The sequence below is a fragment of the Collinsella ihumii genome (assembly GCF_900046475.1).
GTDB classification, from domain to species: Bacteria; Actinomycetota; Coriobacteriia; order Coriobacteriales; family Coriobacteriaceae; genus Collinsella; species Collinsella ihumii.
Genome location: NZ_FCOU01000003.1, coordinates 255,487 through 267,966, shown reverse-complemented (window position 1 = coordinate 267,966; position 12,480 = coordinate 255,487). Strand labels below are relative to the sequence as shown.

Annotated in this window: 8 protein-coding genes; 5 read left to right on the top strand and 3 right to left on the bottom strand. The window is 66.8% G+C overall.

Annotated features, from left to right (window positions below):
• The first annotated feature begins 11 nt into the window (after window positions 1–11).
• Both BN3789_RS02445 and BN3789_RS02440 read left to right on the top strand, forming a co-directional pair.
• A complete protein-coding gene (locus BN3789_RS02445) occupies window positions 12–1,904 on the top strand; it encodes an ABC transporter ATP-binding protein (protein ID WP_066829493.1) in 1,893 nt (630 codons plus the stop codon).
• Entirely contained in the window at window positions 1,905–3,677 is a 1,773-nt protein-coding gene (locus BN3789_RS02440; RefSeq protein WP_202615054.1) for an ABC transporter ATP-binding protein, read from the top strand.
• Between the two features lie 418 nt (window positions 3,678–4,095).
• On the opposite strand, the gene BN3789_RS02435 is transcribed toward BN3789_RS02440, so the two are convergent.
• Together BN3789_RS02435 and BN3789_RS02430 are read right to left on the bottom strand one after the other, a co-directional pair.
• A complete protein-coding gene (locus tag BN3789_RS02435) occupies window positions 4,096–8,286 on the bottom strand; it encodes a M60 family metallopeptidase (RefSeq protein ID WP_066829492.1) in 4,191 nt (1,396 codons plus the stop codon).
• A gap of 880 nt (window positions 8,287–9,166) precedes the next feature.
• Complete coding sequence (locus BN3789_RS02430; RefSeq protein ID WP_066829490.1) at window positions 9,167–9,460, bottom strand: hypothetical protein; 294 nt, start codon at window positions 9,458–9,460, stop codon at window positions 9,167–9,169.
• Between the two features lie 93 nt (window positions 9,461–9,553).
• Here BN3789_RS02430 and BN3789_RS02425 point away from each other — a divergent pair, with 93 nt between their 5' ends.
• Window positions 9,554–10,363 carry a class I SAM-dependent methyltransferase gene (locus BN3789_RS02425; protein WP_147569507.1) on the top strand — a complete coding sequence of 270 codons (810 nt, stop codon included), beginning with the start codon at window positions 9,554–9,556 and terminating at the stop codon, window positions 10,361–10,363.
• Between the two features lie 345 nt (window positions 10,364–10,708).
• Here BN3789_RS02425 and BN3789_RS02420 read toward each other — a convergent pair whose 3' ends face one another.
• Window positions 10,709–10,969, bottom strand: a complete 261-nt coding sequence (locus tag BN3789_RS02420) for a hypothetical protein (RefSeq protein WP_066829488.1) — start codon at window positions 10,967–10,969, stop codon at window positions 10,709–10,711.
• Between the two features lie 244 nt (window positions 10,970–11,213).
• Here BN3789_RS02420 and BN3789_RS02415 point away from each other — a divergent pair, with 244 nt between their 5' ends.
• Window positions 11,214–11,573, top strand: a complete 360-nt coding sequence (locus tag BN3789_RS02415; protein ID WP_066829487.1) for a YccF domain-containing protein — start codon at window positions 11,214–11,216, stop codon at window positions 11,571–11,573.
• Between the two features lie 54 nt (window positions 11,574–11,627).
• Window positions 11,628–12,179 (top strand): NADPH-dependent FMN reductase, encoded by a 552-nt coding sequence (locus BN3789_RS02410; RefSeq protein WP_066829485.1) that lies wholly within the window; start codon window positions 11,628–11,630, stop codon window positions 12,177–12,179.
• Window positions 12,180–12,480: the final 301 nt, after the last annotated feature.

Sequence of the window (12,480 nt, the reverse complement as noted above, 5' to 3'; positions counted from 1 at the left end):
AAGGGGGCCATATGGCACATCGGAAGGAGGATGCGGGCAAGGAGACGTCCTGGGTCGCCCGCGTCATCGGGTTCACGGGAGGCGGGAGGTGGCTCATCTACCTCTCCATGGTGCTTTCGGCGCTCTCCTCCCTCTGTTCGTTCGTGCCGTTCATCGCGGTGTACCTCGTGGTTGCGGATGTCGTTGCGATCTACCCCGATTTCGCGGCGCTGGACGCGGCGCGCATGGCCGGTTTCGGCTGGATGGCGATCGCGGGCGTGGTGGGGAACATCGGGCTCTACCTCGCCGCCCTGCTCTGCGCGCATTCCGCCGCTTTCGATGCCGAGTACAACCTCAAGCTGCAGATGGCCGAGCATCTGGCGCGCATCCCGTTGGGGCGGCTCGAGGCGCTTGGCAGTGGGCGCGTGGGCAAGGTCATGGACGAGAGCGTGGGCGCCATAGAGGGTTTCTTGGCCCATTCGCTGCCGGACACGGTGGCGGCGTTCACGGCGCCTGCGGCCATCGCGGTGCTGCTGTTCGTCTTCGACTGGCGCTTCGGCCTTGCCGCCGTGGCGTGCGTGGTGGCGGCTTTCGGCGTGGAGGCCGCCGGCTTCTCCAACAAAGCGGTCACGGAGAAGATGCGGCGCCACCTGGTCAACCAGGAGCACATGACCAACGCCACGGTGGAGTACGTGCGCGGCATGCCCGTGGTCAAGACGTTCGGTCAGACGGCGGAGTCGTTCGGGCGCCTTTCCGCCGCGGTGCGCGCCTATACGGACCTGGCGCTCGACGTGGCGCTGTTCTGGCAAAGCCTCATGCCCGCCTTCACGGCCATCATCAACAACGCCTACCTGTTCATCCTGCCGGTGGGCATCATCCTCGGTACGGGGCTTGCGGGCTCCGACTTTCGCGCCTTCGCGCTCGACTTCATCTTCTACCTGCTGTTCGTGCCCTCCATCGCGGGCGCGCTCAACAAGATGATGTACATCTCCGAGGACAGCATGATCATCGGCGCGCAGCTCGCGCGCATCGACGAGCTGCTCGGCATCGATCCGCTTCCCGCGCCGCGTCCCGAGGCGGTGCGCGCGCCCGAGCGTTTCGGCGTGGAGCTCGATTGCGTGTCGTTCGAATATGGCTCCGGTGGCGAGGAGGGCGAGGGCAGCGGCGCGCTCGCGCTCGACCGGGTGAGCCTTGCCGTGCCCGAGGGCACGACGCTCGCCATCGTAGGGCCTCCCGGCGCGGGCAAATCGACCGTGGCGAGCCTCGTGGCGCGCTTTTGGGACGTGGATGCCGGCGCGGTGCGCATCGGCGGCGTCGATGTGCGCGACATGGATCCCGACGACCTCATGGGCTGCGTGAGCATGGTGTTCCAGGGCGTGCACCTCTTTCGGACGAGCATGTTCGAGAACATCCGCATGGCTCGCCCCGACGCCACGCGCGAGGAGGTGGTCGAGGCTGCGCGCGCCGCGCAGGCCGACGGCTTCATCCGCGCGTTGCCCCAAGGCTACGACACGGTGTACGGCAGCGCGGGCGTGCATCTCTCCGGCGGAGAGGCGCAGCGCGTCTCCATCGCCCGCGCGATCCTGGCGGACCGTCCCATCGTGGTGCTCGACGAGGCGACCGCCTTCTCGGATCCCGAGAACGAGCATCTCATCCAACGCGCTTTCGAACGGCTCATGGCGGGCAAGACGGTCATCATGATCGCGCACCGGCTCTCCACCGTGGTGGGGGCCGACCAGATCGCCGTGATCGACGGCGGGCGCGTGGTGGAGCGTGGTCGCCATGGGGAGCTGCTCGCCGCGGGCGGCGCCTATGCGCGCATGTGGAAGCGCTACACGCAGGCCCTCTCGTGGGGTATCGGCTCGGATGTCAAGTCGGAGGGTCTGGACGCGCCGTGCGTTTCGGCCGACAAGGAGGTGGTCTAGATGATGGATGCGAACGGAAAGCCGCGGGTGCAGCGCGCGCTCGCGCTCACCGACGAGGGATACCGCAGCCTCAAGGGAGCCGTCGCGGCATGCACGCTCACCAACCTGGTGCTCATGGTGCCGTTTACCATCACGGTGATGGTTTTCGGCACGGTGCTCATGCGCCTCACGGGGCAGGATGTGGATTGGCAGGCGCTCTGGGGACTTTTCGCGGCTGGTGTTGTGGGGCTCGTCGCGGTCTTCCTTTGCGCGCGCAACGACTACCGACGCACCTATGTGACGGCCTACCGCGAGACGGAGGCCACGCGTATGGGCTTGGCCGAGCATCTGCGCCGATTGCCCATGTCCTTCTTCAACCAGCGCGACCTCTCGGAGCTCACCGAGAACCTTATGGGCGACGTGTCGAGCCGCGAGTCGCTCATGTCGAGCACGGTCCCGCAGCTCGTTGCAAGCTGCGTCTCCACGGCGGTCGTCTGCGTGATGCTCGCGTTCTTCGAGTGGCGGCTCGCGCTCGGCGTGTTCGCGACCCTGCCGGCGGCGCTTCTCATCGTGCTCGCCGCGCGCGGACGCGAGCGCAGGCTTTTCGAGCGGCAGACCGAGGCACGTCTTGCGGCCTCCGCGCAGCTCATGGATTACGTCGAGGGCATGCGCGACATCCGCGCGTGCCGGCAGGTGGGGGCGCAGTCGGCGCCTATGCGCGCGGCGCTTCGGGCCCTGCGGGACATCGCGATGAAGGTGGAGCTCGCGGTGGACGTATGCGTCTCTGCTGCGACCACGGTGCTCCAGGCGGGCGTGGGCATCACGGTTTTCTCGGGCTGCGCGCTCCTTGCGGGCGGTGAGGTCGACTTCCTCACGCTGCTCATGTTCCTGCTCATCGCCTCACGCGTGTACGGACCCATCACGTCGATCCTCTCGCAGCTGCCGAATCTTTTGCAGCTGTCCGGGCGCACGGCGCGCCTGCGGGCGCTCGCCGACGAGCCGGTCGCTGCGGGCACGGGCGATGCGTCGGGTTTGGGCGTAAAGCCCATTGACCTGCGCGACGTGCGCTTTTCGTATGCCGGCGGCGACGATGAGGTCCTGCGCGGCATCTCCTTCCGCATGGAGCCCGGCACGGTGACCGCGCTCGTCGGCCCTTCCGGTTCGGGCAAGTCGACGGTCGCCAAGCTCGTCGCGCGATTCTACGCTCCCTCGGCCGGCTCGATACGCGCGGGCGGGGTGGACCTGGCGGGGTTGGACGAGGAGTCGTGGCTGCGCAACGTATCCGTGGTCTTCCAGGACGTGACGCTTTTCGACGACACGGTGATGGAGAACATCCGCATGGGCCGCTCAGGTGCCACGGACGAGGAGGTGCGCGCGGCGGCGCGGGCAGCCCATTGCGAGGAGTTCATCGAACGGTTGCCTGAGGGCTGGGCCACGCGTCTCGGTGAGAACGGCGCGCGTCTTTCCGGGGGAGAGCGGCAGCGAGTATCCATCGCCCGGGCCCTGCTAAAGGACGCTCCCGTCGTGCTGCTCGACGAGGCGACGAGCTCGCTCGATCCCGAGAACGAGACGCTCGTGCAGGACGCCGTGGGACGGCTTTGTGCAGGCAAGACGGTTCTCGTGATCGCACATCGCCTGCGCACCGTGGCCGGTGCCGACCGGATCGTGGTGCTCGATCGCGGTCGCGTGGCCGAGCAGGGCACCCATGCCGAGCTTATGGCCGCAGGCGGTCTCTATGCGCACCTTGTGCGCATCCAGCAGGAGAGTCTCGGCTGGACTGTGGCTCGCCCGTAGCTTTTCGGGGAGCGCCGATGTAGGTTTCGCGCCCGTTGGCAGCTCCGAAAAGGCATGCATACGAGTTTGTCATTGTTTTTCGGTGCCCTTTTCCCACACGCGCTGCACCCGTTTGCATTTCCGCAGGATTCAACTGGGGAAATGCTAGAGGGTACGGCGCATGTGGCGCGGGGGCACCAAAAAACAATGACAAACTCGGTCCCTCCCTTTTCGCGCTGCCCGCAGGCCCCCGAATTCCCCGTTTTTTATGCAAGATCGTCACGAGAATATGCGGTTTGCGCCACGAGGGCGCATTGACAGGCGCTTCTCCAGGGACGCGCCCGGTCACCGAGCGTGCGCGGCGAGCTGCTACGGTAGGCTCGGAATGCGAGCGCCCGCGCGCAGGGGAGCCGTTTCCCTCTGCGCGCGGGCGCGTGCTTTACTGCCGTTTGCCGAATCTCGAAGCGATCGCGGCGCCGGCAAGGGAGAGGACGCCGCCTACCGCGGCGACAAGAGGTGCGAGGAGGGAGGGGTCTCCCGTCTTGGCAAGCGTCTTGTCCGAGTCGCCTGCCGATGCGGTCGATCCGCCTTGGGGTGTGCCGGGCTGCTGCCCGATGTCCCCTGAGGGGGCGCCCCCATCAGAAGGATCGTTGCTGCCGTCTCCAGCGGATCCTTCGTCGTCCTGGCTCGGGTTGCCGGCAGCGGGGTCGTTTTCCTCGCCGCCCTGGCCCCCGTTCGAGCCTCCGGCATCTTCTCCGTCTTCGGAATCGTTGCCGTCGTCGCCATCGGGGCCGCCGTCATCGGGCGCGTTCGAGTCTCCGGATCCGTCGCCGTCCTCGGGCTTGCTCTCCCCGGAGTCGTCGCCATCGCCGCCTTCGGGCTGCTCCTCTTCGGAGCCGTTTCCGGGCTCTTCGCCCGTGCCGTCGTCTCCGGGTTCGCCGTCGTCACCTCCGGGCTGCTCGCCCGGGTCGCCGCCTTCGTCCGGCTCGCCGTCGTCCGTGCCGCCGCCGGGCTCTTGGTCCGTATCGCCGTCCGAGCCGTCTTCCGGCCCCTCTGTGCCACCTTCGCCACCGGGCTGGTCTCCGTCACCGGCGTCTCCGCCCGTGCCGTCATCGCCGGGGCCAGTGTCTCCGCCGTTTCCGGGCTCCCCGCCGCCGGTGTCGCCGCCATCGGTGTCCCCGTCGTCGGCGTCTCCGCCCGTGCCGTCATCCCCGCCGCCCGGCTTCTCGTCCGCACCGCCGGAACCGTCGCCGTCTTCCGATCCGTCTCCGGGCTGATCGCCCCCGGTGCCGCCGCCATCGCCGGTAAACTCCGTGCTGGGGTTCAGCCGCACGTCGTAGGCCACGACGCTGAACGAAGCCGGGTCGCCGTCTCCCACGTCGCCGGTGAGCTCGAAAGCGCCGTCGCGCGAGAATCCCGCGAGCTCGCCGTCCCGGTAGAGCTCCCATGCCGTCGTGGCGCGCGCGAGCTCGTCGCTGGGCATCGATGCCGTCACGCGCAGCGCGTTGCCCACGATGGCGACCTCGAGCTCGGGCTCGACCGCGCCGCCGGCCCCGACGATCTCCTCGTAGGTCTTCGCCCCGTTGACGATCGCGGCGTCGGTGTTCAGCGAGAAGTAGCGTACCTTGCGCGGCATCGAGGGGTAGCGCGCGCACCACTCCAGCACCTGGGGCGCCAGGTCGCGCTCGCCCAGCTCGTAGAGGTACTCGGCGAAGTTGTAGCCCGTTCCCATGGTGAACGCCACGGCCATACGGTTGTACTTCACGCCCGTCGAGGCGTTCGAGGCGAGGTCCTCGATGGTCTTCACGGCCGCCGGATCGCCGCGCAGGATGCGCAGCGTCGCTCCATAGGCTCCGTAGCGCTCCACATCGGCTGCGGTCTTCTCGGAGTAGGGGCTTGCCGAGAAGGCGTAGCCCGAATAATCCCAATCGTCGAAGAAGTGCAGGCCGTTCCACCAGGTAGTCACATGCGTCCAGATGTAGGTGCCCCAGTCTCCGCCGCTCATCCAGTCGGGCACGTACTGTGGGTCGGTGGCCATCTGCGCCAGCTCCGCATCCCTGCGCTTCGTGGCGTTCATGGCGTTCACGTGGTAGTGGGCTGACGGGTTGAACGCCGTGCCCGCCGCGCGTGCGGCCTCGATGCCGCCGTGCCGCGCGCCCGCGATGGAGTACAGGTTGTTGGTCTCCTCGGCCACTGCGATCACGTTGTTGTCGAGCATGTGCCCGTATTCGTGCGACATGCCCCAGCCGTACATGCTCTCGCCCGAGAGAAACGTTGCGGCGCTGCTCTCGGGCATGTGGAAATACCGTCCGTACGCGTACATGGTGGAGGGGCTGGACACGGTGCGGGTGAAGGCCGTGTGCACGCGCGCCGTCGTGATGGCGTTGGGGCCGGTCGCCTCGCCCGCGTCAAAGCCGTCGAACGCCCAGTAGAACTCCAGGCGGTCCTGGATCGCCCGATTGGACTTCTCGATATAGGCGACGGCGTCCGCCTCCGACGCGATGCCCGCGTACGCCTTCGCCATGGCGGTGGCGCTCACGGCGAACTGCGCGTGCCCCGCATCACCCATCTGGATGAGCGTCATGTCCGCCGCCTCGCCCGCCTGCGCCCGTGCGGCATGGGCGCGGACCTGCTGCACGTAGTCCCAGAAGCGCTCCGGATGCGTGGGGTCGTGCTCGTAGAACGGGTGGGCGCCCAGGCTGGTGCCCAAGATGGGCTCGCTCCCGGCGTCCGGCGCGTCGGCCGACTCGATGCGCACGCGGGCCTTGTTGTCCGTGGAGTCGTTGCGCAGGTAGAGCATGGAGCCGTAGGTCTTGCCCGTCAGGTCGACGGTGATCTGGTTCGCGCCGTTCACCAGCCGGGATCGCTGCTCCAGGTTGAGGGAGGGGTAGTTGTTCGTGTCGGTGACGCCCACCTGGCGCCATGCCACCGAGAGCTTGCTCGGGTCCTCGGCATCCACATAGACGGTGATGCGCCTGGCCTCGCCCGGCTTGAGGTAGAGCCCGGTTGCGTCCAGGTTGTCGAACTGGTAGCCCTGCTGGGTCCGGCGCGCCTCGGCGCCCGGGTCGCCCAGCTGGGAGAGCTCGCGCACCGAATCCTCGAGAACATCCCCGTGTTCGGCGAGGTAGGCGGCGTAGCGCTCGGCCTGCTCGATCTGCTGCAGGCGAAGGCGATGCTCGGGCGTGTCGATGCCGCCGAAGTGCGCCTCCACCGCCTCGCGCATCCGATCGAAGGCGCCCGGCTCGTCGAGCTCCTCGCGCATGGTGAGGCCGAGACGGTCGGCGAAGGGGTTGTCGAGCACGTCGAACAGCGCCGTCACGTCCGACGGGGCGAGCGCGAGGTTGCGCGCGTCGGACTCGTCGATGCTCACCGAGGCGATCTTCTCGGGGGTGCCGCTCGTGCGGACGGAGAGCCGGGACAGCGTGTCGCGGGCGACCTCGGGGGAGGGGCTGGACGCCAGCAGCGTCCCCGGGTCCCATGTGCCGGAGAGCACCACCTCGATGGGATCGTCGGCGGTGTGCTTTTCGGGCGCGTCGGCAAAGCTGAGCGAGCCTCCCTGCGCCAGGTTGATGCGGTCCGCGCCGTCGAAGCGCGCGGCTTTGCCCAGCTCGAGCGAGCCGCCCGCGTCCACGCGCACGCCGAAGGTGTTGTTGGGGGCGTTGTCTCCGATGGTGCCGCCCGTGAAGGAGAGCGTTCCGCCGTCCAGCACGTGGACGACGCCATCTGACGACACGTTGGACGAATTGCCGGCGATGACGCCGCCCGTCATGCGCACCGTGCCCCGCGTCCACACGATGGATTCCGAGTAGCTGGTGCGCATGCCGCGGATGGCGCCAGCGCGCATCTCGAACGCCGCGCCGCGCTCCACCGCCACGGCCGCGTTGCGCATGGCGAAGCCGTCGAGCAGCTCGCCGCCGTCGAGGACGAACGTGCCGCCGTGCACGTAGACCGAGGCCCACGGCTTCCAGGAGCACAGCGCGCCCTCGATGGCCGTGCCCGCGCGCATGGTGAAGGTCGACTGCTCGCGAATGGCCACCACGGCCTCGTTGGAATCGACATCGGCGCCGTCGAGCACGAGCCTGCCGGAGGCGGGGTCTGCCGCCTCGAGCGTGAGCGATGAGCTTCCGAGCAGGCGGAACATGCCCGCCGTCTTGCCGCCCTCGAGGGGGAAGCCGGTAGCGCGGGAGATGGTGGCCGCCCCTGTCGCGCGTAGGGTGATGGCGCGGCCCGCGTCGAGCGCGACGGGTTCTGCGATGGCGATGTCGCCGGCGACCTCCACGACGTCGCCGGTCTGGGCCGCCTGCACGGCGGCGTTGAGCGTCTCGAACGCGATGCGCGCACCGCCCCGGACGATGGCGATCGGAGCCTGCGAGGAGTCGGCCGAGCCGTCAGATGCGGTGCCGTCTGAATCCGAGGGCGTTGTCGGAGCCGCCGGCGCGTCGTCGGTGTCCGCGGCGCCTTCGCCGTCCGTCTCGTGCTCGGCGCCGGCTGCAGGGGAGGCCGCGTCCTCGGTATGGGCCGTGTCGGGAAGGGCGGGCGCGGCCGGTGCGGCCTGCGCCTTGGCTCCCGGGAGCGCAAGACTCGCGGCGAGGACCGTTCCCAGAACGGCGGGTGCTATTGGGTTGGGCATTGCTGTGTCCTTTCGATCTCGCGCCCAAAGGGGCGTGGGGTCGTTGCAGGCAGGGACGTTCGTGAAATAACCTACCATCAAAGTAGGTTAACCGATGACCACGTTCGTCCCCCAAGAATCCACAGATGTGGACATGGGTTCGTTGGGTGGGTTCATGGGGGACGGGTCCGTTCAAACCCATTTCCAGTGCTAAACAGTCTTCCTTCCGATGGACATGCGGTGCCTGACCGGTACCGACTTTGGGGAATCGGCGACCGGTTCATGCCGTGCACGGCGCCCGTCGTGAGACGGGTCTGCGGAGGCGATCGATCGCCGTCTTCCTAGTATTCCCCGTCAGGCGCGCGCGGGACCCAGCGGAGGGCGATGCGGTGCGCACTTTTGGGAAGCGGGCTTGTACCGCAGGGTGTACACGGTGCCGTGTCGCGGGCGCCCAGGGCCCTCCTCGCTGTGGCGGCACGGACCGTCCACCGATGAAATCGACCGTTCACGGGCGGTTGGGAACAGGCAGATTACCTGTCGAGATGCGGGAAATAATCGAAGTGAGCAAAGAGCTCGAAGGATCCAAAAGGGGATCGGACGTATCGAGTAAGGGGGTGAGTCCAACGGGCACAGAAGAGACATCAGCCTTTGGGCCCGCTCTCCACGCTACTGAGGTTCGATAGCATTTGGGGCGAGCGGACTCGCCCAACGCAGAACGGCGCGTATCCGTGAAAGGCCGTTGAAGGGCGCCAGCGGGCCCAGGTTGAACAAGTGAATTCGCATCTGTTCCTACGGTAAAAGGTTTGAGGCGAGTCCAAAGTACAGAGCATGCGGGCGGGACGAAGGTCCCGCCCATTTTTTATGCGCATGGGTCATGTGGGGACGGGTTCGTTTTGACCCATCAGGAGCGCGGTGCTTTGGACGTGAGGTGCCAGCCGTTGCAGTAGGGGCATTTGTACACATGGAGGTCGCGCGTACCGTGGTTCGCGCAACGGGCGGCGGCGTCGAGCGCGTCGGCGCGCGTGGCGTAGCGGTTTTTCGACGCGCAGGCCTTGTCGTACAGCGCCTCTTCGCGCTCTGCCGCCAACTCGTCGCGGCGTGCCTGCTCGCGTTCGAAGAGGTCGCCCATGTCGCCCAGGGATGCCCTGAAGGCACCGAGGCGCTTGGCGTTTGCCGATGGCTTCCTGCTCGACATGAGGATCCTTCCTTCTTGGCGCCGCGACGCGTTGTGCGACGGGCGGCATGTTGCGCGATCTTCTGCTAGTGTACTGTGGCGGAGGTGCCGGATATGCCCAGGGCCAAGGACAACATGATGATGCCAACAACGGCGGTGGACCCGTCCGACCTGCTGGTGGTCGCTGCCGCGCCGGAGCATCTTGCGGCGGCGCGACGTCTTGCCGAGCACCTCGGTGCGCGCCTGGGGGCCTCTGCCGACGAGCTCGCCGATGCCCCCTTGGGGCTGGTTTTCGATGAGGAGGGGCTTGCGCTGGCGGGGGCGGGAATGACGCTGCGTGCCGACCTGAACGACATGAAGCCGCGCCTGAAGCCCGCGAACCTCAATCGCGAGCTGCTGGTCAAGGCGGCAAAGATCAAAGGGGCCGTGCAGGCTCCGCTGGCGATCGATGCCACGGCGGGGTTCGGGCAGGACTCCCTGCTCTTGGCGGCGGCAGGGTTCAGGGTCAGGCTGTACGAACGCGATCCGGTGATCGCCGCGTTGTTGGCGGATGCGGTGCGCCGCGCATCGTTGGACCCCGACCTTGCCGAGATCGTCGCGCGCATGCAGGTGGTCGAGGGGGATAGCGCATGCGCCCTGAGGCAGCTGCCCGAGCCGCCCGATGTCGTCTACCTTGACCCCATGTTTCCCGAGCGCCGCAAGAGCGCCGCGGTCAAAAAGAAGTTCCAGCTGCTCCATCTGCTCGAACGCCCTTGCATGGACCAAGACGAGCTCATGGGGGCGGCCATGGCTGCCGCTCCGCGCAAGATCGTCGTCAAGCGCCCGCTGAAGGGTCCCTACCTGGCAGGCGCCAAGCCGAGTTACAGCATTTCGGGCAAGGCAATCCGCTACGACTGCCTCGTGATGAGCCGTCCGGCGGGGTAGAGAGCCGCCTGCCATGGGCATGCGATTTTGGCGTGCATACAGTCCCAGAAAAACCGCAGGTAGCGAAAATCCCTATGCTTAAAAATCCGGCCGAAGTAAAACCCATCGATGAGGTAGGCTGAGTTTGTCATTGTTTTTGAGTGCCCGATTCCCACAGGCGCCATACCCCTCAACAAAACCGCAGGATTCAACTGGGCAAATGTCAGAGGGTATGGCTCGTGCGAAGAAATGGCACCCAAAAACAATGACAAACTCGTATGCATGGATTTTCAGGGTCCCGCGGGGAGCCTATCGTAGCCGATCTGCCTCCGCGGCCGGGTCGTGCGTCGAGCGCCGTCCGGGCTCCTATCCCATGGCCGCCTGGGCAACCGCGATGATCAGGGCGAACAGCGGGGTGACGGCGCTCACGACCACGCCGGCGATGGAGCAGATGAAGCCGACCGTTGCGGGCATGTCCTTGCGGTAGTCCGCTTTGCGCGCCCGCCGCGATACCACGATACCCGCGATGCCCGCCGCGACGCCGATGAGCTGCAGAGGGACGATGGGGGCGAAGCCCAGCAGGATGGCGAGGGCTCCCAGCAGAATCGATGCGTACTCCAAGGGCATGGCGATCTCCCAGATTGTCGTTATTGGCCACGTTGACGTGCGGCGATGGCATCTATCATACGACGCGGCAGACGGGGCGCCACCATATGTCGCGTTCCTCTATATCCGCATCGCGTCGCGCAATATCCGCCGTAGGCAAGCCTTAAGAATTAAGGAACTTTCAAGGCTCCGTGCGCCGTGCGGTCATGAGCGCCCTGCATGATGGGAATACACAGCAATATGCGAGAGGCGAAAGGATCGACGCATGCGCGTGGTGGGCAACATCATCTGGATTCTTCTGGGCGGCATCTGGACCGCATTGGGCTGGCTCCTGCTCGGCTTGGTGTTCTGCATCACCATCATCGGCATCCCTCTAGGGCGGCAGTGCCTGAAGATGGCCGGCCTGACGCTTGCGCCGTTCGGCAAGCAGATCGTCTATGGCGGAGGCGCGCCCTCGTTGGTCGCCAACGTCATATGGGTACTGCTCGCCGGCATCCCGATGGCGATCGCATACTGCATTGCCGGTGTGCTCAACTGCATCACCGTCATCGGCATCCCGTTCGGTCTGCAGAGCTTCAAGATGGCAAAACTTTCGCTGCTGCCCTTCGGTGCCGAGGTGAGATAGCGCGCGGTCGTCCCGAGGCGCCGCGCGCTCGCGTAAACAAGGAGCGTGACAGTCATGAAAAAGATCCTGTTGATTTCCGGTTCCCTGCGCAGGCAGTCGTTCAACACGCAGATGGCGCATGAGGCAGCCAAGCTGCTTGAGGGGCGTGCACGCGTCAAACTGCTCGATTTCTCCGCGCTGCCGTACATGAACCAAGATCGCGAGCAGCCGGTGCCCGAGGTCGTCGCGCGCGTGCGCACAGAGGTCCAGTCCGCCGACGGCCTGTGGTTCTTCACGCCCGAATACAACTACAGCTATCCAGGCGTTCTCAAGAACATGCTCGACTGGATGAGCCGACCGGTCAAGCCGGGGGAGACCGCAACAGCCATCGCGGGCAAGAAGGCGGTCATCTGCGCCGCGGCGGGCCGCTCCGCCGGTGCCGGCGCCCGCGCCAAGCTCAGCGAGCTGCTACAGGCCATAAAGGTCGACCTGATGGCGGAGCCCCAGCTCGGCGTGGTGCTCGACCGCGAGGCGTTCACGAGCGACGTGCTCTCGCTGACCGACGAGCAGCGCGCCGAGCTGGCAGAGCAGGCCGATGCGTTCCTGTCGTATTTGGGGGAACACTGATCAATTCATTCCGCGCCGGTCGGCCCCGTGCCGGGCGCCTGCGGGCTCAGGCCTGTCTCTTATACCCACCATGCCCGCATGTTGCGGCTGTGGCGGAGAGGGTGGGTGGGCGCTAGTGTCCCACTCGTGGTCTTATCGAGAGCTGGGTGGGGATGAGAGGCAGCCGGCTGCGTCGGCGCAGCGCAACTGCGCCTTCCTCGCCTTCGCCCGCATCCGCCTCGCCACGGAACCGACCGCCGCGAAAGCAATTGACCAGTGTTCCCCTGGAAGAGTAAGGCGTAAAAGCCCCTCTACGCCTCTC

Coding starts and splice junctions, on each gene's coding strand:
- BN3789_RS02440 (WP_202615054.1), top strand. CDS start 1,905: ATGATGGATGCGAACGGAAAGCCGCGGGTGCAGCGCGCGCTCGCGCTC.
- BN3789_RS02415 (WP_066829487.1), top strand. CDS start 11,214: ATGCGCGTGGTGGGCAACATCATCTGGATTCTTCTGGGCGGCATCTGG.
- BN3789_RS02430 (WP_066829490.1), bottom strand. CDS start 9,460: ATGTCGAGCAGGAAGCCATCGGCAAACGCCAAGCGCCTCGGTGCCTTC.
- BN3789_RS02410 (WP_066829485.1), top strand. CDS start 11,628: ATGAAAAAGATCCTGTTGATTTCCGGTTCCCTGCGCAGGCAGTCGTTC.
- BN3789_RS02435 (WP_066829492.1), bottom strand. CDS start 8,286: ATGCCCAACCCAATAGCACCCGCCGTTCTGGGAACGGTCCTCGCCGCG.
- BN3789_RS02445 (WP_066829493.1), top strand. CDS start 12: ATGGCACATCGGAAGGAGGATGCGGGCAAGGAGACGTCCTGGGTCGCC.
- BN3789_RS02425 (WP_147569507.1), top strand. CDS start 9,554: ATGCCCAGGGCCAAGGACAACATGATGATGCCAACAACGGCGGTGGAC.
- BN3789_RS02420 (WP_066829488.1), bottom strand. CDS start 10,969: ATGCCCTTGGAGTACGCATCGATTCTGCTGGGAGCCCTCGCCATCCTG.